The organism is Desulfuribacillus alkaliarsenatis (assembly GCF_001730225.1).
GTDB lineage: Bacteria > Bacillota > Bacilli > Desulfuribacillales > Desulfuribacillaceae > Desulfuribacillus > Desulfuribacillus alkaliarsenatis.
In genome coordinates, this window is sequence record NZ_MIJE01000033.1 from 151,688 (window position 1) to 172,572 (window position 20,885).

The window sequence follows — 20,885 nt, forward strand, 5'->3', positions numbered from 1 at the left end:
TTATAAACCTTAAAATTCCTTAAGGTTTTTTGTTTTATATACATACTAAAATTTATATGTTACAATGTCAAACAAATTATGAAGATATTCTTATTGAATTACTCAAGATTTTTGATAGTATATAATTATGGATAATATGCCGACTATCAAAAGCAAATTAAGGACAAAATTATATTAAATTTATATGAGAGGTGAAGTAAATGACCCAGGAAAAAAAAATACTAGTAGTTGATGATGAGCCTAAGATTGTTGATATCATTACAATGTACCTTAAGAAAGATGGATTTTTAGTTCGGACAGCCTATAATGGCCGAGACGCATTAAAGGTTTTCCGCGAATGGAAGCCTTCACTGATTATTCTTGATCTAATGATGCCTGAAATGACAGGTGAACAAACTTGCGAAGCTATTAGAAAAGAATCCAACGTCCCAATTATAATGCTTACAGCTAAGAGCGATGAGAATGAACGTATTAAAGGTTTATCAATTGGAGCAGATGATTATCTTGTAAAACCATTTAGTCCAAGGGAGCTAGTAGTTAGAGTTCGAACTGTTTTGCGCCGTTTCCAACCTAATGAATTATTAGCGGACATCCTTTCTTTTAACGATGGCGAATTAGAAATTGATGCAACACGACACGAAGTTAAAATTAAAGGAAAAGTTGTAGATTTAACACCTAATGAGTTCAAATTACTCTTAGTGCTTGCGAAAAATCCACATCGTACGTTTAACAGAACTGAATTATTGGAAAAGGTTCAAGGATATAACTTTGAAGGCTATGACCGTACCATCGATGCTCATATTAAAAACTTACGCAAAAAAATTGAGGAAGATCAAAAAAATCCAAAATATGTAAAAACAGTTTATGGGATGGGTTATAAGTTTGATGGTAATTAAAACTTAAATAAAAAGGACAATTTTTCATGAAAGGTTTAGCACCAAAAATCACTTTGGCGTTTCTATTCGCTATAATTGTTACCCTATTGTTATACAGTTTGATTCTAAATCAATCTATTGACGATCAATTCAACGAGTACATCCAAGCTAACCTATTGGCTAATAATGAAAAAATAGCCAATGCATTAGGACAGGCTTATATGATGGATGGTCGTTGGACACCAACTACTGGGTTAGATATTTCTTCATTTGTTATATTAGATGGAATTAGCTTGCGTGTCCGCGATTTGAATAATTTTGTAGTATGGAATTCTATAAACATCCATCCAGATATAACAACATTATTTCTCTTGCAATCCGAACAAAGCACAACAACTGTTGCCTACCCAATATCAGTAAATAGAGACGTTGTAGGTTATGTTGATATCACTTATTTAGGAGATATTCCTTTAGGAGATATAGAAGAAGGCTTTAAAAGCTCAATAAACAAATCGTTAATTTCAACCGCAATTTTTGCAACAATTTTTGCTATTTTCCTAAGTGTTATTTTTTCAAGTGGAATAACATTACCACTTACAAAAATGACCAATATTGCAACTGAGCTTAGAAAAGGTGATTTAAGACAAAGAATGTCTGTAGGTACAAGTAACGATGAGATATCTGAGCTTGCTATTGCTATTAATCATCTAGCTGAAACGCTAGAAAAAGAAGAAAAATTAAGAAAAAATATTACAGCTGATATAGCACATGAATTAAGAACACCACTTATGACCCTACAAGGTCAGCTTGAGGCGATGATTGATGAGATTATTGATCCAACACCAGAAACTATCTCTAGCTGCCAAGAAGAGGTTATACGACTTAGCTCATTAATACAAGACCTTGAACAGTTAACTACAGCAGAAAGTGCTTCATTTGAATTAAATAAAGAAGTTTTATCATTGACAGATATTGCAAGAACTGTTGTAGATTCATTTGAAACACAAGCCAAGCAAAAAGACATGTCCCTTTCTTTCTATGCAAGTAAGAAATCTTATATTGATGCTGATAAAGGAAAGCTTACTCAGATATTAATTAACTTAGTATCAAATGCCATAAAATATAGCAGACCAAAGGATAAAGTAACAGTAAAAATTTCACAGTCTGATGGTATTGTGCAACTTAAAGTAAGTGATACTGGGTTGGGAATATCTGAAGATGATTTGCCTTATATATTTGAGCGTTTTTATCGTGGAGATAAATCTCGGAACAGAGACACTGGAGGATCTGGAATAGGATTAGCGATTGTTAAGAGCTTAGTTGAAGCGCATAATTGGCAAATAAGTGTTGAGAGCGCCCTGCAAAAAGGAACGACATTTACACTTAAAATGCCAGCTTACAAAATTTATAATCAAAATGCATAATATATATACAAAAACCATGGTTTTTCTTATCAGAAAATACCATGGTTTTTTTGAGCTATGTCTAAATTACTTTTTTCCTTCTTCAATCAGCTGTAATTGTTCGCTAATTACATCTAATTCTTTAGCAATATCAGATTGTCTTTTGCCTAAAGATAATGTGTATAAGAAAATTAAAACCCAAGTGATTGTGTATGCTGCAAATAAGTAAGTCATAATAACACTCCTTTACATCACATTTTTTATTTTGTCTTTAATGTCGTCAAGCTTGTAACGGGCATGCCCTATTGCTATCCCCTTCTTCAGTAGATAGAAATATAAAATCATAAAGGTTATAACAGTTATAATCAATGTCAAGAGCATAGTATCTGAAATTCCGCCACCAGTTTGATCCGCCCCTTCACCAAAGACTACTGGATGTAGTTCAGTGTTCCACCAACGAATTGACATAAATACTATCGGTACATTAATAAATCCAATTATACCAAAAACTGATGACAAACGTGCCTTCTTCTCCCACTCCATATCAGAAACACGTATCATTATATATGCAATATACATAAACCATAAAATCAATGTTGTTGTTAACCTAGGCTCCCAAGTCCACCAGGCATTCCAAGATGACTTACCCCAAATCGGCCCTGTTATAAGAACAATAGTTGTAAATAACACGCCAATTTCTGCTGAAGCCATCGCTATAACATCATAATTACGATTTCTAGTCATAAGAAACAATATACTTACAATAAAAACAATAAAAAATGCAAAAAAAGCAATCCAAGCTGTACCTACATGGAAATAAAATATTTTTTGAACAATCCCTAGTCGAACATCAGGTGGAGCTATAATGAATATAAAGAACATAGATACCGTAACTGCTAAAAAAGTAATCCAACCTAGATACTTATGAAAACTTCCTAATGTGTAATTAGTGTTCAAGATTACACCTCCATCACATAATCAAATAACATATAAGGCACTACAAGAAAAACAATGTCAAATACTAGAATCAAATATACCCATTGGCTAATTTCCGCAAAGCTTGCCCCTTGGAAGATTAAGCTCGTACTTTCTACACCAGCAATAATTAATGGGACGGAAATTGGAAATAAGATAATTGGTAGCAACATATCACTCATGCGAGAATTAGAAGCCAATGCAGCTAAAAACGTACCAACTGCAATAAATCCAACCATCCCGATAAGTAATACAAAAATCAACAAAGGTATACTACCTTGAAATGGGTAGTCAAAAAATATAAAAAACCCTGGTACAATAATCATCTGTGTTAATAGTACAAATAAAAAGTTTCCTGTAAATTTGCCTAGAAAAATAAACGTACGGTCGCTAGGTAATAATAGTAACCCCTGCATGCAATCATTACTTTTTTCTAATAAAAATGATCTGTTTAGACCTAGTATGGAAGAGAACACCAACGCTACCCAAATCATTCCTGGTAATACATGCTCTAGCACACCGAAGGTTAATTCAAATGCAAAACTAAAAATAACAATAACTAATCCACTAAAAATAAGCATTGCACTAGTCATTTGCTTTGTCTTGTACTCCATAACTATATCTTTCCAGATAATTGCCTTTAACACACTAAACACGTCGCTCTTCACTCCCAACCAGCTTCAGATAAATCTTTCGGAACTCTTCTGATTTTATACCTGTTGTATCTGCGTCATAAACTATCCGACCTTTAGCTATAACTAACAGCCTATTACTTAAAGCTAAAGCATCTTCATAGTTGTGGGTTATCATAAATAAAGTACGATTATCTTTATGTAGCGACTCTAGTACCTCATTTAAGATTTGAATTGCGTGTTGATCTAGTCCAGTGTATGGTTCATCTAAGAATAATATAGCTGGGTTGTGAAGAATTGCTCGGGCTATCGCTAGTCTCTGTTGCATACCACGTGAATAAGTACGTACAGCATCATAAGTATACATTTGAAGCCCCACGTATCTCAGTACCTCTTTTATACGTTTTTCTATATTACTTACTTGATATGCTTGACCATAAAACCGTAAATTTTCTAGTGCAGATAAATTATCGTAAAGAAAAGTGTGATGACTAATTACTCCAATCTCTTTACGTAAATCAGAGCTTAAGCTACTAGCTTGTTTTCCATTTATGAATATTTTACCTTTAGTTGGTTGTGTCGCTAATGACAGTAACTTAAACAAGGTGCTTTTCCCAGCACCATTTGGACCTAAAACAGTTACGAATTCTCCCTGTTTTACCTCAAATGATACTGGGCTTATAATATTTTTCCCACCTATAGATTTCTCTATATTCTCTACTACTAACATGTAGCTCCTCCTAAGGTGTTACTCGGTAAACTCCTTAATTTTCAACTTTACATTTATAAGCTTTTTCTTAAATATGTCTTTTCGCTTAGTAAACTCTTCTTCATCAATTTCATTGTTGTCTAACTTTATTTGTAGCTCTGCTAGTTTTTTCTTTAGAACAGCTTCTTCTTTATATAATCTAATGAAAATATCATCGTCTTGACTCTTCTTTTGTTCTTTAAGCTTTTTATCATCTACATGCCATCTGTAGAAATAGTTACCAATTGCAAAGCCAATGATAATTACTACGATTAATGTAAACAGATGAGGCTCCATAGCAGCAAATGGTGACCCTTCCCAAAATCTAATATGACCTGGATTATGGAATCCATCATATCCCTGATCAATTCGATCATTAGTAACTATAGATTGGTTAGACTGTCTCTTAATTAATGTAGCCTCTACTACTTGTCCAGCTTCTACTGAAGAAATAGTGTAGAAATTATAGGTTCTCTGTTCTATACTCATTGCACCAGCATCTGTTAAATGTGGAGAGTCAATCACAAAGCCAGCATTTGCTGGAACATAGATATTTAGTGTCTTGATTGGATAATCTCTAATAATTGAAAAATCCATTTCCTCAGAATCTATGCTTAAAAAGTAGTTTATTGCAAAATCCATACTTCTCTCTGCAGGTATTTCATAATCTACTACGACTTCATTATCTACAACAGCATGTGGTAATTCTGTTCCTTGCATCCCCACAGTAAGATGGATTACATGCTCAGGTATCGCAATTCTAATAGCAGGATTTTCAATATTTGATATGATATCTTCATTTGAAGTATTTTTAAGCGCGACCATATCCATTACAGAGATGATATTATCACCTTGACGTTCTAACACTAGGTGCTCAATTTCGATTGTTAGCTGTTGTTCATTTGCAATAACTGAGCTAGACATTGAAAACAAGAGAACAAAGGTTATCAACAATGAAAATATCTTATTTCTTTTATTCATTTTATTTGCCCCTTTTTGCAAGTTCTTCTTTTATTTCTTGTTCAAGCTCTTTTTCAATCTCTTGTTCAATCTCTTGTTCTAATTCTTTATTAACTTCATATGAGTCTGTTTCTAATTCTTCAATTTTCAAAAGCCTTTTCGCTTCTTCTTCATAGCCTCTTTTTAACTCTATATAATCTTCTTCTGATATTTTTTGTGTTTTATAGTCAAATTCTATCTCATTTAAAGTTGAAAATACTGCTTCTTTTTCATCTCGTTCTTCAACATCTTCTGTAAAATCGTCTTGGTGTGTTCTTAATGGCTTAACAATCCAGTAAAAACTAAGCATCAATAATACACCAGAACCAATCAAAACAATACTCAATTCCATTTCTACACATCCTTAATGAGTGAATTTGTTATTTGTCTAATCTTTATATCGAGGTACATAGTTACCATACCTACCAGGCCATAGAGCGATAATTGTGCCCAACACCACAATGTAACCACCATACCATATCCATGCTACCAGTGGATTCACTGTCACTTTAATGGTTGCAGATTCGTCACGTTCCCATCCACTTAATACGACATATAAATCTTCGATAATAGTTGAATGTAAGGCAACTTCGGTACGAGGTTGTGGCCAAGTCGGATAGAAAATCTTTTCAGGTTGTATTTGCATTAAATACTCTCCGCCTTTGTAGACCGTTAAATCTGCATAAACTACATCGTTAGCACCCTCACGAACTTGATTTAAGCCCTCATAGGTTAATACGTAGTCTTTAATTATGATACTTTCACCAACTTGAACCGTCTTAAGCTCTTCTACATCATAAATATTAGAAGCTACAATACCTATAGCCATTAAAATGATACCAATATGGATAATATAACCTCCATACCTTCTTCTAGCCCTTGAGATTAGTCGATAAAACGCTACTACTACATTTTCATTAGTCATCTGCATACGAACTCTAGTACCACGAACAAACTCAATAATGTGTACTAGGAAAACGAATGCAATTACAGCCGCAGAAAGTAATGCCCAACCGTTTTGTATTCCGTATGCGAACAAACCTGCCGCTACTACTATACCAAACAATCCAGGTATTAAGAAATTATCTCTTAAGTTTTTAAGAGTCGACTTCTGCCAAGCAATTAATGGACACACACCCATTACAAATATCATCGCCAAAAGTAATGGCCCATTGACGCGATCGAAGAAAGGTATACCGACAGTTACCCTAACACCTTGAACTGCTTCCGAAATTACTGGAAACATCGTTCCCCAGAAAGTAGCGAATGTAACACCAACTAACAGTAAGTTGTTAACTAGGAAGCTGCTTTCCTTAGATAGTAGTGATTTGAATTGTCCACCTTCTTGTAACACTTTAAGGTTGTTAATTAAGAAGAAGATTGCTAGTAACATCATAAACGTTAAGAATAATAAGAAGTATGAACCAATATTAGAATCTGCAAATGCATGTACAGATGTTAATACACCACTTCTTACCAAGAATGTACCGAATAGCGTTAATCCATAAGTAAGAATAATTAATACCATATTCCAGACCTTTAGCATGTTTTTACGCTCTTGAATCATTATTGAGTGTAAAAACGCTGTTGCAGTAAGCCAAGGCATAAATGAAGCATTCTCTACAGGGTCCCAGGCCCAATATCCGCCCCATCCTAATTCAACATAAGCCCACTGACCACCATATAAGTTACCTAATGTTAAGAATAACCAAGCGATAACAGTCCACTTTCTCGTCATCTTAATCCAAAAATCATCAACTTGTTTAGTAATTAACGCAGCCATACCAAAAGCAAAAGGTACAACAAAACCTACGTATCCAATATATAATGTTACAGGGTGGAATATCATCCCTGGGTGCTGAAGCATTGGGTTCAAGCCCGTTCCTTCTGTAATTGTTGGATCAGGATTTAGAGCAAATGGATTTGCTGCAAAACATAAAACAAAGAAGAAAAAGATTTGATTTAGTAAAAATATAATACCAACATAAGGAAGCAATTTGCTTCCTAATAATTTTCTTGAAAAAATTACGACAAAAGAGAAAATAGATAATACCCAAGCCCAAAGCATCAATGAGCCAGAGTTCCCAGCCCAAAAAGCAGATATTTTATAAAGCAAAGGTAAATCAGTACTTGTATACCTATAAACATTTAAAACCCTAAAATCACTAGTAACCAAAACATATATTAATACAGCAGCAGCAACAGTGCTTAGTAAAGCAATCGATTTAATTGCCCCTTTTGCACTGTTTATTAATTTGTAATCATCGTTACGAACACCATATAGAAAAGCTCCAAGTCCGTATATTGATAAAGCTAATGAAATTAGAATTGCTATATACCCTAGTTGTGATATCATCTAAAACTTACCCTCCTATAATAAATCAAAATTACCACCATTAAGCATACAATTAGTAGCTACGCTCATAATCATCCGGATGTGTTCCACCTTCTTCTTCATACTTCGATGGGCAACGAGTACTTAATCTATCTGCTACAAATACTTGCTCATCTACTAAGTATTTACCATCTAAAATTACAATTACATCATCATCAAAATTATCTGGTCTAATTCCACGATGTCTTACATCCATTACAGCCCCTTCATGTTCTACCTGGAATCTTAAAGTAGTCTCTTGAGGGTTCCAATTCACACTACCTCTAACTAAGCTTCCAGATACTTTTATGAATCTGTCTTCAAACCTTTCAGGTTCAGCAATAATATCACCAACTGTAACCTCAACACCTGTAGCTCCAGGAGTCGCAAATATTAACAACGCCAGTACTGCACCAATAATAATCAAAGAACCAATCATTACTTTTTTGTTCATAAACCATTCCCCCTAATCAATAAAATATATTATTTATTGCTATGTTCTTCTTCATCTAAAAGTGACTTATATGTGTCCTCGTTAATTTTTCCTTGTATTAAAAGCCTTCTTAAATCTGCCTTCCTTAATTGAACTTCATCATATTCTTGCTCTTCTAAATCCCTCCCGCTATTAACATAATTGTTATTGCGTATTTTACTATTTGAAGATAATGTTATGACTGCAAATCCTATTATCAATAATATTAATCCAAAGATAATAATACCTATGAAGTCATAGTTTATCGAGGAATAGAAAAAATCATTGTTTGATATTTCCCTTGTTTGGTTTATTACATCATATCCTACACCTGCATACTGTACATATAGCTCTATGGCTGTTTTATAATCAAGAATCGAATAACTGTATGAGTATACGTTTATACCGTTATTTATAAGAAAATAATTATGAGGTTGTGGTAAAAGTTTTTCCTCAGTAACATATTGTGGTAAATACACATCAATATTTAATTGCTCTACATTAAAACCAGGTGTATAGATAAATATAAATTCATTCTTATTAGAGTCACTATCAAAAAAAGGATTATAATGATACTCTACTGTGAAAGAGTATTTTTCTCCTGGTTTTATCGAGTTTGAAGGCTGCCAGCGAACATAATTCTCAACAACTTCGTAAACTGTAGATATCTTCCCTTTCTGAGTTTCACTAACCGTGCCCATAGTGAATTGTGAATTATGAGTAGGAACAGGAATGTAAATATAATCATTAAAATCCGAAGTGGAATTATTTATCAAATCACCAGATATATTCACTAAGAGATTAGGCTTGTTTTTATCCCAGTTTCTTGGCTTCTCAATTTCAGGAAGCAATTGAATGTACAAGCTCTCGACTTTTAATTCATAATTAAATTTATTATAGTTTAATTCATTCTGACTTAAAAACTGAAGAGCTTGAGATGACTTAGGAAATGCCAACGATAACGTAACAATTAAGTACATTATTAAAATGCACTTGATATAATTTAAGCGCATGTCATCCTTTTCTCCTTCCAGCTTTGTTACTAATATTATATTATTTACTATAGGTTATACATGAAATGTGAAAAAGTTGTGAAGATATGTGAAGTGTCACAAAGGTGACACACTTTTAACAACATGTTAGTTATTCATTTTTCAATAGTTTTTTAGTACAATAGATAATAAATAAATCTAACAGTTTTGGGGTGTATTACATGAGGTATTATCGAGGTGCTTTTGGCGGCTCTATATCAATGGAGCATATGAAAAAATATTCACCTGTAACTTTGGTTCTAATTGGTATCAACGTAGTTATATTTATAATAAGCATGATTTTAGGCATTCATCGTGATTCAATTTTATTTGGAGGTATGGCCCCTATAAATTACATAGTTAATACGAATGAATATTGGCGTTTCCTCACTTCTATGTTTATCCATAGCAACATCATGCACATAGCTTTTAATATGGTCATCCTTATGCATGCTGGTGCCTATTACGAACAGAAGAATGGCTCAAAAAGCTTTTTGAAATTCTATATAATGACAGGACTCTTTGTTTCACTAAGCTCTGGGCTTTTTGTAAGTGGCTTATCAGTTGGTGCTTCAGGGGCTATATTCGCTCTATTAGGATATATCTTGTATTATGACCTCGAAGCCAGAAAAAGGGGTATCATTAATCAAAGCATGATTCTTCCATTAGTAATCCTTAATATTATTATTACAGTATTGGTGCCACAAATAAGTACAGTGGGACACTTATCTGGATTACTTATTGGTTATTTAATTCCGATGTTTATTAATAATAAAACTCGTGGCATTTCCCATTAATCCACGAGTTTTTAGTATTATTTTAAAGTGGATAGATTGTTTTTCCATTATTAGAATATCCGTTTAATACTCCAAAATCTAGCATTGTCTTTCTTGATAATTGTCTTTCTAAGAACCCTTTTGCTATTTGTGGTAATAAAATGTAGGACAACAAATCTTCTGGTTTTAGCAGTAGTTCCGCTACTTCTTGCCTTGCTGTATCTAATTGCGGCTCGATTAAATCTGCTGGTCTTACATCTATTGGCTCTTCGTCACCAATTATTTTCTTTTGCACGTCCACATTTATATTCCCAGGCGGGCGACCGTATAAACCCTTCATATAGTTTTTCACTTCATTGGTAACTGCTTTATAACGTTCTCCATTTAAAACATTAAGAACAGCCTGTGTACCAACTATTTGGCTTGAAGGGGTTACTAATGGAGGGTAACCAAAATCTTCACGCACCCTTGGAACTTCCTCTAAAACATCAGGTAGACGATTAAGGGCATTTTGTTGCGAAAGTTGTGAAATGAAATTCGAAATCATCCCACCTGGTATTTGATACATTAACACATTAACATCAACAGTACTGTCACTAATATCAAATTCCTTATAGTCTTTACGTATCTCCTTAAAGTATTTGGCCAAAGGAGAAATCTTAACTAAATCTAGTCCTGTATCATACTCAGTATCCTGGAGTGCAGCAATCATAGTCTCTGTAGCTGGCTGCGAAGAACCTAATGCTAAGGTTGATGTCGCTGTGTCGAACACATCTAGACCAGCTTCAACAGCCTTTAGATATACCATTGAAGCCATCCCACTAGTATAATGGCAATGAAATTGCACTGGTAACCCGATTTTCTCCTTAAGTTCACGAACTAATTGGTAAGCTGCATTAGGACTAATTATACCTGCCATGTCTTTAATACATATTGAATCAGCACCTAGTTGACGAAACTCTTCAGCTTTATTTAAATAATAATTCATATCATGTAAATCACTAATTGTATAGGATAGCGCTAACTGAATGTGGGCCCCCTCTTGTTTAGCTACCTTACATGCTCTTTCCATATTTCTTGTGTCATTCAAAGCATCAAATATTCGCAATATGTCTATACCATTAGAAACTGAACGTTTAATAAATTCATCTACAACATCATCTGCATAATGCTTGTACCCCACTAAGTTCTGGCCACGTAACAGCATTTGTAATGGAGTATTTTTAAATTTAGCTTTTAATGCCCGTAGTCTAACCCATGGGTCCTCCTCAAGAAAACGCATACATGTATCGAAGGTAGCCCCACCCCATACTTCAACAGAATGGTAGCCTATTTCATCCATTTGTTCAGCTACTGGCAGCATATGCTCTAGCTTCATTCTAGTTGCTAATAATGATTGATGGGCATCACGCAAAGTTGTATCTGTAATTCCAATTCGATGTTTTTTCTTCACTCTTACACAACCTTTCATTTATCCATATAAGGCTAGTAAAATCCCCGCTGCAACAGCAGACCCTATTACACCAGCTACATTAGGTCCCATTGCGTGCATCAATAAAAAGTTCTGTGGATTTTCTTTTTGTCCAACAACTTGCACCACGCGGGCAGCCATAGGCACTGCCGATACTCCAGCTGCTCCTATTAATGGATTTATTTCCCCTTTAGTCCACCAACACATAATTTTTCCAAAGATAACACCAGAAGCAGTCCCAAGTGAAAAAGCGACCAGTCCAAGTGCTATAATACTCAATGTATCAACGGTTAAGAAGTGTTTAGCAGAAGCAGTAGCTCCTACACTTAAACCTAAAAAAATAGTAACAATATTAATCAATGAATTTTGAGCTGTTTCCGTTAATCTGTCAACAACACCTGATTCTCGCATCAAATTTCCTAGCATTAGCATGCCAAGCAAAGGCAAAGTAGCTGGCAGCAATATCCCTACAACGATTGTAACCATAATCGGAAAGATAATCTTAGTGCGCTTAGATACAGGTTTAAGTTGAATCATTTGTATTTGTCTTTCTTTTTTAGTAGTTAATAATTTCATTATTGGGGGTTGGATAATTGGCACTAGCGCCATATACGAATAAGCTGCTATCGCTATTGCCCCTAACATTTCAGGCGCTAATAATGCTGTAAGAAAAATAGCTGTTGGGCCGTCAGCCCCACCTATAATCGCTATTGAAGAGGCCTCTTGCTCATTAAATCCTAACAGCATAGCAAATACAAAAGCACCCATTATTCCAAATTGCGCCGCTGCACCTAATAGAATCGTTTTGGGGTTAGCTAACATCGGCCCAAAATCTATCATCGCACCAATACCAAGAAATATTAACGGTGGGAAAATAACCAGTGCTATGCCTTGATAAAAAAAGTGTAATAAACCACCTGGCTCCATTAAATATTGACCACCAGGGATATTTACGAGTAACGCTCCAAATGCGATTGGCAGTAACAACAGTGGTTCGTATTTCTTAACAATTGCTAGATAAATTAGTACTAAGCAAATAATAATCATAACAATACTACCTAGTGTTATTTGCGGTATGCCTGAGTTAGTATATAGCGTATACAGTCCAGTTATATCCATAACAACACCTACACATCTTCACTGTCGATAGTTAACAAGGTTTGTCCTGAGTTTACATTAGCACCTGTACTTACAAAGACGTTACTAACTGTACCTGCTGTTGCTGCTTGAACCTCTGTTTCCATCTTCATTGCTTCTAAAACAACTACTGTCTGCCCAGCCTTTATTTGACTACCAACCTTCACTTCAACTCTCAAAATCGTACCAGTGACTGGTGCTTTAACTTCTACACCTGTACTTGTACTCCCTGAAGCTGGAGCAGATGTTGACTCTGGTGCTGATGTTTTTTCCTGATTTTGCACACTACTTATATTTGGCACTGTTGCCTTTACAGGGACATTCACTGCTGCATTTGCTATACCTGCATTGCTTAACGTGTCCTCTTTATGGTTATGTAGAATTTCTTCCACTTCTACTTCATAGGTTTTTCCTTCTACAGTTACTCGAAATTTTTTCATTAGCACTCCCCTTTCTTTATCAACGATTTTGTTCAATATTGCTTAAATAATACCAACCTTTTATCCTTTTCTCACTCTTTACATTACGTATTGACCGAATACGTACATTTGGGCCTAAATATGTACATATAGCTGCTGTGATAACTGCAATATGATGATTATTACTACCGTTACTCAGATTCGAAGCTGAGTTTATTGGTGTTTTTGTTGCTATTGTTTCTGTTATTTCTGACTCAGCAGCTAATGATTTTTCATTGGTTTTGTTAGCCAAAGCATTTAACAGCTTAATAAGTAATATAATTGTCGTTAATACTATGAAAACCGTGACAATCCCTAACAAAGCAACTACTAATGCATCTAATAATATTTCCATTATTTCACCGCCTACATTGGCATGACACTATGTTTTTTGCTAATACCTGCGACCCTTTTACCAGCAAATAAACATAGGGCATTACTAATATGAATAGATGTACTAGTTGGTTCAATAACTTTATCAATATATCCTTTTCTATACGCCTCATGAGGTGAAGTAAATTCATCCTTATGTAGCTCCAATGCTTGCTCACGGAAAGCTACAGAATCGTCTTCTAAGCTAAATCTGTTATGATACATCAATTGAATCATCGCATTTATATTTGTTGGAGCTATTTGTGAATTGGGCCAAGCATAAACCAAGTCTGCTCCGTTCCACTTACTACCCATACATATAAATGCCCCACCATACGCTTTGCCAACTATAATAGTAATTTTAGGGACAGTTGCATCAGCATAAGCTTGAAATAGTTTCGCAGCTTGACGGGCAATACCACCTAACTCCTGATCAATTCCAGGTAAAAAACCCTGAGAGTTTACAAAAGTAATGATTGGTATATTAAAGGCATTACAAACTCCAATAAACCTACTTGCCTTTGATAGTCCTTCTGACTCCATACAACCAGCTTTATAATTTGATTGATTAGCAATTATCCCTACAGGCTGTCCATCGACTCTACCAAAGCTAGTAATAATGCTTTTTCCATAATTCCTTTGAACAGGTAACAAAGTCCCTCCATCAACTATTGTCGAAAGCAGCTGCTCCATATCATAATCAAAGCTATTTACTTTAGAACTATCAAACTCAAGCTTATCCAATGACTCATATTGCTCAGTTTCATCGATATTATTACTAGGTAAATATTCTAATACTTTCTTAATTGCAATAAGACATTGTTGTCCATCTTCTGTTACCATATGTGCTGTTGCATTCACTTGTTCTAACACATCTGCATTCGCCATGCTGGTTAGTTCAAAGTTCTCACCAGAGACAATTTTAGTTACCTCTGGAGTATTTATGTAGCTTAAAGAACTTCCTCTTACTGCGATTACACAATCCATAAGCGCTGGAATTAAAGATGCAGTTCCAACACTTTGCCCGATAAGGCCTAGGATTCTCGGTACTATGCCTGAAGCCTGTGCTAAACTTTGTAAAATTTGTCCATATCCACTGAACACATCTTGACCTTCCTCAGCGATGGCACCTAAAGAATCCCATAGACCAATAATTGGCGTACCTGCTTTAATAGCCATGTTTACCGTATTAGCTATTATCCTACCTTCTGTTTGACCAATTCCACCAGACACTACAAATATACAAACTGGCTTGCCTGAAATAGTTGCAAATCCTGAATCAACATTCATTGAATTCCCAGTTGAATTGAATGTTTCAAAATCTGCTAAATGTAAAATCATATCATTCAACAATTGATTACTCATGGCACCTCCCCTTATCCTATAAAGATTCAAAAAGCGTCTTTTAAAAAAAGCCTTTTGTTGTTTTTGTTTATTTTGTTCTTTTTGGTAGTATACATCATACGATGTGCCATATGGAATGCATAAATAAAAAATAATCATAAATAACTATTTCAGTGTAGTTATTTATGATTATTTCATTGGCGATGTTTTTGTTATTTCTAATGCTAATTTACATTTCTATAATTTCGAACTCCATATCTAGTAAATTTATTGTTAGCATTTTATTGTTTAAGATATTTTGTTTGTTTAAAAGTACTTTACAAGCCTCTGCAACCTGGATACTAGCAACCGTTGCTGGAGTAAATGCTGGGTTACCTAATGCAGCTTCAATGCCCTTAGCCGCCTGCGCGCCTTTATACCATTTTTGGAGCGTCTTATCTCCTGGTAATGACGTAGTTATTTGGCCATACCAGCCAGCTATAGCACCATGTACCATAGGAATGTTCAGCTCACTCGTTACATCAACTAGTTTTAATCTGGTACTAATACAATCCAAAGCATCAAATACCAAATCGACACCCCGCAACAGTTCCACACCATTTAACATATCAAATGCTATATCATGTGCTTTGGCATCACATATAGGATTAATCTCATTTACCCTAGCTTTAGCTACTTCTGTTTTTGAAATGCCTAGATTATCTATCTTAGCAAGTAACTGACGATTTAAATTGTGTTCTTCAAAAACATCCGCATCTATAAGCTCTATCGAACCTATACCAAGCCTTGCAACTTCTTCTATTATATAACCACCTAAGCCCCCGCACCCAACGACGGCTACTTTTTTGTTAAATAAAGCGAGCTGCTCAGATATAGCCAGTGTATTACGATTTCTCTGATATCTAGCAGGAATTATATCGTTTTCTAATGCTATTTTTTCAACTTCTCTAAGTGTAAAATTATAGTCTTTACTAAGATTAGTCTGTAGCTCCCAAGACATTATCTTACCTTTTGAGTCTGTTATTGAAGATGTCTTTAATTTATTAATCAATTCATGCATATTCATTCTTAACCACCACCTACTGGTGGAAATAATGCTAATACGTCACCATCGGAAAGCATATGCTCTAAAGCTACATCTTGACCATTAACAAGCACAATAGCTAATTCCTCTCTGTCGATACCCAATTTTTCAACTATATTAAGTACAGTAACTGCTTCAGCAAACTCTTGTATATCGACTTTAAACCTTTGGTTACGCAATGTTGCGAATAATTTAATCGTTACCTTCAAAGCTATCCCTCGTTTCCTATTGGTAAATTAATTACGATAGATGCAATTAATTAAGATTTTACGGACAATGAATAAATCCACGAGCCCATAAACAGTGCCCACACGACGGCACTCCACCATCACAATCTACCTCAGATGTTACTGTAATATCACAACCATCAAAAAGGTCACAGTCGTGACAAGATGGAAATAAATTATTTATTACCCTATATCGGAATTTAAGGTATTGAGGTTTGTTCCATATATCTATTAACTCATTTTCACTACTTATCTGACCAAAATCATAAGGCATAATATCTTTTTCTCTATGTTGATTATATTCTTTACACCCGTGTAAAAAACGATAACAGGGCGCTACTTTTCCCTGGTAGCTTACAACAGCACTGTGATTATTAACAAATCTACACTTACGTTCCGTATTAATTTCACTCTTAGGCAGGGCAATTTCCAATCCGTGTAATAAAGCTAAGTTTCGAGCCTTGTCTAATGATTTCTGAAGGTCTGCTTCTAACATAGGTTCATATAATACTTCATTAACCTGCTGTGGAGATGTAGGAAGCAAATGACTTATTATTATTTTTTTCACATTACACTTATTTGCTAAATCTACTAAATTATACAGTTGATTTTTGTTTTTCTTTTGCCAGACGAATTCCCACCACCAAAGGATTTCTGTGTTTTCTCTAAATGCTTCTCCAAGTGCAAGCAACTTATTGACAACTATTTCCGACTTTTCCCCACGTACTTCCGTCTGAGTTTCTTGATCTACTCCATCTACGGAAACAATCACCTTCTTGACACCTAGCTGTGCTAATTTCTTTACAATTTCAGAAGTTAATAGAATTCCATTTGTAGTTAGTGCTATAGGTATATTAGGCAGTCTATCGTTTAGTAATTTTAAGAACTCCCAAAATTTAGCATGATACATTGGTTCCCCTAGTCCACCTAAAATAACCTCTTCGACATCTATATTCGTAGCAATTTGATTGACTAATGTGTTAAATAGTTGTTCATTCATCTCCCCAATGGTTCCATGCCAGCTATTGCGATAGCACATTTCACAGGCTAAATTGCAATCATTTGTTAATTCAATATATACTTTTTTAATTATATTGTTAGGCTTGAATACAATATCGTACTCAGCAAATGATGATACTATAGTCACTAATCCACCCCCTTACGGATACTTAGAATTAAAGAGGACTTTAGCAAGCCCTCTTTAAGTTATTTTTGTTATTTGTTAAATTTTCAAACTTTGTTTTTTCTCGTCTGTCGGTACTCCATCATCGTCCCATCCACGGGCTTTGTAGTATAGTGGAAGCATTTCTTCTAATCTACTAATTGAACCTTGAGATGGCCCACTTGGGATTTCCTCTTTCATTAACCTCTTAGGTAAAACATCATCCTTAGCTGTATAGCCTTCTTGCAAATTAAAGAGTCTTTCAACATTCCATGCTCGGTCGCCACATGCTAATATATCTTCAACTGTAAAGTCTTTTCCCGTAGCTGCATTATGTAAATCAACATAATCTTGGGCTGTTAAAGCGAATGACGTAAATAAACATAAGCCCATGCTATCAACTACTGCCGTTAGGTCTTGGAATACTTTAGCCCACTCAGCCTTGCCTTCAATAGAATTTCTATCAAGCTTCTCAGGAATCCCTAAGATTTCAGGAGAAACTAAATATCCACGTACATGACATCCACCACGATTTGAAGTAGCATAGTTCAAGCCGATTCCCTGTATTCCGCGTGGGTCATATGCAGGTAATTCTTGTTTTTTTACAGTCATAGATAACTCAGGATAACCGTATTCTTCACACATTTTAGCAGAACCCATAGCTAATTTTGTACCTAGACCTTCGCCTAACCCCATTTTTTTGGTCCATTCAATGATTGCCTCAGTGCTTCCCCAGGCAAGCTCTGGCCCATCCACTTCATCTGCTTTAATCGCACCACGTTGATATAGCTCCATTGCTGCTGCTATCGTAGCTCCAGCTGAAATCGTGTCTAAACCCATTTCATTACACATTTTGTTAGCTTTAATTACTGCTTTTAAATCTGAAACACCACAGTTTGCTCCGTAAGCCCAAACTGTCTCATACTCTGGTCCTCCACCCTCTTGATCATCTACCCTACAGTAACGACCACAGGCAATTGGACAACGGAAGCATGGGTCTTTTCGCTCCAGATATTTTTCCGCTAATTCTTCACCAGAAGTCTGGTCAGCTTCGTCAAAATAAGCTTCTTGGAAGTTTTTTGTTGGTAACGACCCACTTTCATTGATGATATTTACAAGTATTGCTGTCCCATAAGCAGGTAGCCCTTGACCTGTAACTCCGTTTTCACGAATTTTCTTCATTATGCCGCTAATAACTTCTTTATATTTGTCTGGATTGGCTACTTCAAATTTATTCGTCCCTCTTACTACAATAGCCTTTAAAAGCTTAGAACCCATTACCGCTCCAACGCCCGTTCTTCCAGCTGCTCTATCTTTCTCATTCATTACAGCTGCGATTAATGAAAGCTTCTCACCAGCAGGACCTATCGTTAATACTCTCGCTTTAGGCTCGCCAACTTCTTCAATAAGATCATCTGTTACTTCGCCAACCCACTTACCCCAGTGCTTGTCTGCTGGACGAATTTCAACCTGATCATTATTTATATATAAATACACTGGTTTATCTGCTTTTCCTTCAATAATAACCATATCATAGCCTGCGAATTTCAACTCAGCTCCCCAAAATCCACCAGAATTTGAGGATGCAATGGTGTTATTTAGTGGTGATTTTGTTACAACCATATAACGTCCAGCCGTGGGTGCCGAGGTGCCAGTCAATAAACCTGTAGCAAAAATAATTTTATTTTCCGCTCCTAACGGATCAGCACCTGCAGGTACTTCATCAGCTATTATTTTTCCAGCTAATCCTCGCCCGCCAATAAATAATTCTGTCTGATTTAAGTCTAGTTGTTCTACTGATGTTGTCATATTGCTTAGATTAATCCGTAATACCTTACCTTGATAACCACTCATTTTAACAGCCTCCCATTATTTTTGTTTATATATACTAATAATACTTAAGGCTCTGAGGTGTATATCTAGTTGTTATTATATATTATACTTGTCTTACAATTAACATGATAGAAGAATCTTGATTTTTTTTACAATTTTACATCTTTCCTTCTAATTCTTTAATCTATTTTCATACCCAGGCTTACCTAAGAGCGCGAACATATTCTTTTTATATTCTTCAACTCCTGGTTGATCAAACGGGTTAACCCCCAGCAGGTAGCCGCTCATTGCACAGGACTTCATGAAGAAATAAATTAAGTAGCCAACGTGATATGCCGTTAATGCTGGAATTGTTACTTTAAGATTAGGAACATTTCCGGCAGTGTGTGCTAATGTCGTTCCTTCTAAAACCTTTTGATTGATATAGGACATTGGTTGACCTGCTAAGTAGTTTAGTTCATCTAAATCATGTTCGTTTATATTTACAATAATGTCATGTCTTGGTTTTTCAACATATAATGCAGTTTCAAACAAGTGTCGATGTCCATCTTGGATATACTGTCCAAGGGAATGTAAGTCTGTAGAAAACCCTACCGATGCAGGAAATATTCCTTTTCCATCCTTACCTTCACTCTCACCAAATAACTGCTTCCACCACTCAGCAAAGTAATTAAGATTAGGCTCATAGTAGGCTAATAACTCAATACTTTTACCTCGTTTATTGAGAATGTTACGTAGTACGGCATATTGGTAACTGTCATTTTCTAATAGAGTAGGATTTCTTAAATCCTTAGTTGCCACAACGGCACCATCTATAAGCTCTTGAATATTTATTCCAGCAACAGATATTGGCAATAATCCAACTGCTGTTAAAACTGAATATCTTCCACCAACGTCATCTGGAACTACAAATGTTTCATAGTTTTCCTTTAGCGCTAATGTTTTTAAAGCACCTTTTTCTTTATCTGTAGTTACAAAAATTCTTCTAGCCGCTTCTGCCTTTCCGTACTTTTTCTCCATCCAGTCCTTTAAGACTCGAAAGGCGATTGCTGGCTCTGTAGTTGTACCAGACTTTGATATCACGTTAATGGATACTTCAAAATCTTCAATTATGTCAATCAAGTCCGATAAATATGTTGAGCTTACATGATTGCCTACAAAAAAGATTCGGGGTGTTTTTCTTTTGCTATTAGGTAATTCGTTATAAAATGTATGCTGAAGCGTTTCTATTACCGCCCTAGCACCAATATAGGAGCCACCTACACCTATAACAACTAATACTTCTGAATGTCCTTGAATGTCCTTAGCAGCTTTTTCTATCTTTTGTAGCTCCTCGACATGGTCTCTTTCATACCAGTCTAGCCAGCCTAAAAACTCATTTCCCGCACCTGTTTTGTTATGTAATACTTTATGTAGACTTGCTACCTCAGCTTTATATGTATTAACTTCATCCACTGTAACAAAACTATTTTGCTGATTCCATTCAAACGATACCTTCGACATTTAAACACA

At 35.3% G+C, this 20,885-nt stretch carries 22 protein-coding genes; 3 read left to right on the forward strand and 19 right to left on the reverse strand.

Annotation, left to right across the window (positions count from 1 at the left end; all coding sequences use genetic code 11):
- Positions 1–200 precede the first annotated feature (200 nt).
- Positions 201–896, forward strand: coding sequence for a response regulator (locus tag BHF68_RS12590; RefSeq protein ID WP_069644011.1), 696 nt, complete (start codon positions 201–203; stop codon positions 894–896).
- 26 nt (positions 897–922) lie between these two features.
- The gene (locus BHF68_RS12595; RefSeq protein ID WP_069644012.1) at positions 923–2,299 is read left to right on the forward strand and encodes a sensor histidine kinase; all 1,377 of its coding nucleotides are present in this window, start codon (positions 923–925) and stop codon (positions 2,297–2,299) included.
- 66 nt (positions 2,300–2,365) lie between these two features.
- Here the strand turns inward: BHF68_RS12595 and BHF68_RS15180 are convergent, their stop codons facing one another.
- From BHF68_RS15180 to BHF68_RS12635, 9 genes are read right to left on the reverse strand one after another with little or no spacing between them, the layout of a single operon-like run.
- Positions 2,366–2,512 (reverse strand): CcmD family protein, encoded by a 147-nt coding sequence (locus tag BHF68_RS15180; RefSeq protein ID WP_084019429.1) that lies wholly within the window; start codon positions 2,510–2,512, stop codon positions 2,366–2,368.
- Positions 2,513–2,524: 12 nt separating this feature from the next.
- Positions 2,525–3,235 carry a cytochrome c biogenesis protein gene (locus BHF68_RS12600; RefSeq protein WP_301553641.1) on the reverse strand — a complete coding sequence of 237 codons (711 nt, stop codon included), beginning with the start codon at positions 3,233–3,235 and terminating at the stop codon, positions 2,525–2,527.
- 2 nt (positions 3,236–3,237) lie between these two features.
- On the reverse strand, positions 3,238–3,909 hold the full coding sequence (locus BHF68_RS12605) for a heme exporter protein CcmB (RefSeq protein ID WP_245669682.1): 672 nt from the start codon (positions 3,907–3,909) through the stop codon (positions 3,238–3,240).
- A complete protein-coding gene (locus BHF68_RS12610; protein WP_069644013.1) occupies positions 3,902–4,615 on the reverse strand; it encodes an ABC transporter ATP-binding protein in 714 nt (237 codons plus the stop codon). The genes BHF68_RS12605 and BHF68_RS12610 overlap by 8 nt, the downstream gene beginning before the upstream one ends.
- Before the next feature lie 18 nt (positions 4,616–4,633).
- Positions 4,634–5,614 carry a gas vesicle protein GvpG gene (locus BHF68_RS12615; protein ID WP_069644014.1) on the reverse strand — a complete coding sequence of 327 codons (981 nt, stop codon included), beginning with the start codon at positions 5,612–5,614 and terminating at the stop codon, positions 4,634–4,636.
- A 1-nt stretch (position 5,615) separates the two neighbouring features.
- On the reverse strand, positions 5,616–5,984 hold the full coding sequence (locus tag BHF68_RS12620; protein ID WP_069644015.1) for a hypothetical protein: 369 nt from the start codon (positions 5,982–5,984) through the stop codon (positions 5,616–5,618).
- A 36-nt stretch (positions 5,985–6,020) separates the two neighbouring features.
- The gene (locus BHF68_RS12625) at positions 6,021–7,988 is read right to left on the reverse strand and encodes a heme lyase CcmF/NrfE family subunit (protein WP_069644016.1); all 1,968 of its coding nucleotides are present in this window, start codon (positions 7,986–7,988) and stop codon (positions 6,021–6,023) included.
- Between the two features lie 52 nt (positions 7,989–8,040).
- On the reverse strand, positions 8,041–8,460 hold the full coding sequence (locus tag BHF68_RS12630) for a cytochrome c maturation protein CcmE (protein WP_069644017.1): 420 nt from the start codon (positions 8,458–8,460) through the stop codon (positions 8,041–8,043).
- Positions 8,461–8,489: 29 nt separating this feature from the next.
- Entirely contained in the window at positions 8,490–9,491 is a 1,002-nt protein-coding gene (locus tag BHF68_RS12635; RefSeq protein WP_069644018.1) for a hypothetical protein, read from the reverse strand.
- A 200-nt stretch (positions 9,492–9,691) separates the two neighbouring features.
- Between BHF68_RS12635 and BHF68_RS12640 the strand changes: the two genes are divergently transcribed.
- Positions 9,692–10,306, forward strand: coding sequence for a rhomboid family intramembrane serine protease (locus BHF68_RS12640; protein WP_069644019.1), 615 nt, complete (start codon positions 9,692–9,694; stop codon positions 10,304–10,306).
- A gap of 22 nt (positions 10,307–10,328) precedes the next feature.
- Here the strand turns inward: BHF68_RS12640 and BHF68_RS12645 are convergent, their stop codons facing one another.
- The 10 genes from BHF68_RS12645 to BHF68_RS12690 form a co-directional block, all read right to left on the reverse strand.
- The gene (locus BHF68_RS12645; RefSeq protein WP_245669683.1) at positions 10,329–11,738 is read right to left on the reverse strand and encodes an oxaloacetate decarboxylase subunit alpha; all 1,410 of its coding nucleotides are present in this window, start codon (positions 11,736–11,738) and stop codon (positions 10,329–10,331) included.
- An 18-nt stretch (positions 11,739–11,756) separates the two neighbouring features.
- On the reverse strand, positions 11,757–12,875 hold the full coding sequence (locus BHF68_RS12650; RefSeq protein ID WP_069644021.1) for a sodium ion-translocating decarboxylase subunit beta: 1,119 nt from the start codon (positions 12,873–12,875) through the stop codon (positions 11,757–11,759).
- An 8-nt stretch (positions 12,876–12,883) separates the two neighbouring features.
- On the reverse strand, positions 12,884–13,333 hold the full coding sequence (locus BHF68_RS12655) for a biotin/lipoyl-containing protein (protein ID WP_069644022.1): 450 nt from the start codon (positions 13,331–13,333) through the stop codon (positions 12,884–12,886).
- Positions 13,334–13,352: 19 nt separating this feature from the next.
- Positions 13,353–13,706 (reverse strand): OadG family protein, encoded by a 354-nt coding sequence (locus tag BHF68_RS12660; RefSeq protein ID WP_069644023.1) that lies wholly within the window; start codon positions 13,704–13,706, stop codon positions 13,353–13,355.
- An 11-nt stretch (positions 13,707–13,717) separates the two neighbouring features.
- Entirely contained in the window at positions 13,718–15,088 is a 1,371-nt protein-coding gene (locus tag BHF68_RS12665; RefSeq protein WP_069644024.1) for a carboxyl transferase domain-containing protein, read from the reverse strand.
- A gap of 208 nt (positions 15,089–15,296) precedes the next feature.
- On the reverse strand, positions 15,297–16,133 hold the full coding sequence (locus BHF68_RS12670; protein WP_218070362.1) for a HesA/MoeB/ThiF family protein: 837 nt from the start codon (positions 16,131–16,133) through the stop codon (positions 15,297–15,299).
- Positions 16,134–16,135: 2 nt separating this feature from the next.
- On the reverse strand, positions 16,136–16,360 hold the full coding sequence (locus BHF68_RS12675) for a MoaD/ThiS family protein (protein ID WP_069644025.1): 225 nt from the start codon (positions 16,358–16,360) through the stop codon (positions 16,136–16,138).
- 58 nt (positions 16,361–16,418) lie between these two features.
- Complete coding sequence (locus BHF68_RS12680; RefSeq protein ID WP_069644026.1) at positions 16,419–17,525, reverse strand: radical SAM protein; 1,107 nt, start codon at positions 17,523–17,525, stop codon at positions 16,419–16,421.
- A gap of 75 nt (positions 17,526–17,600) precedes the next feature.
- Positions 17,601–19,394, reverse strand: coding sequence for an aldehyde ferredoxin oxidoreductase family protein (locus tag BHF68_RS12685; RefSeq protein ID WP_069644027.1), 1,794 nt, complete (start codon positions 19,392–19,394; stop codon positions 17,601–17,603).
- A gap of 150 nt (positions 19,395–19,544) precedes the next feature.
- Positions 19,545–20,876: a glucose-6-phosphate isomerase gene (locus BHF68_RS12690; protein WP_069644028.1), complete on the reverse strand. Its 1,332-nt coding sequence runs from the start codon at positions 20,874–20,876 to the stop codon at positions 19,545–19,547.
- Positions 20,877–20,885 lie beyond the last annotated feature (9 nt).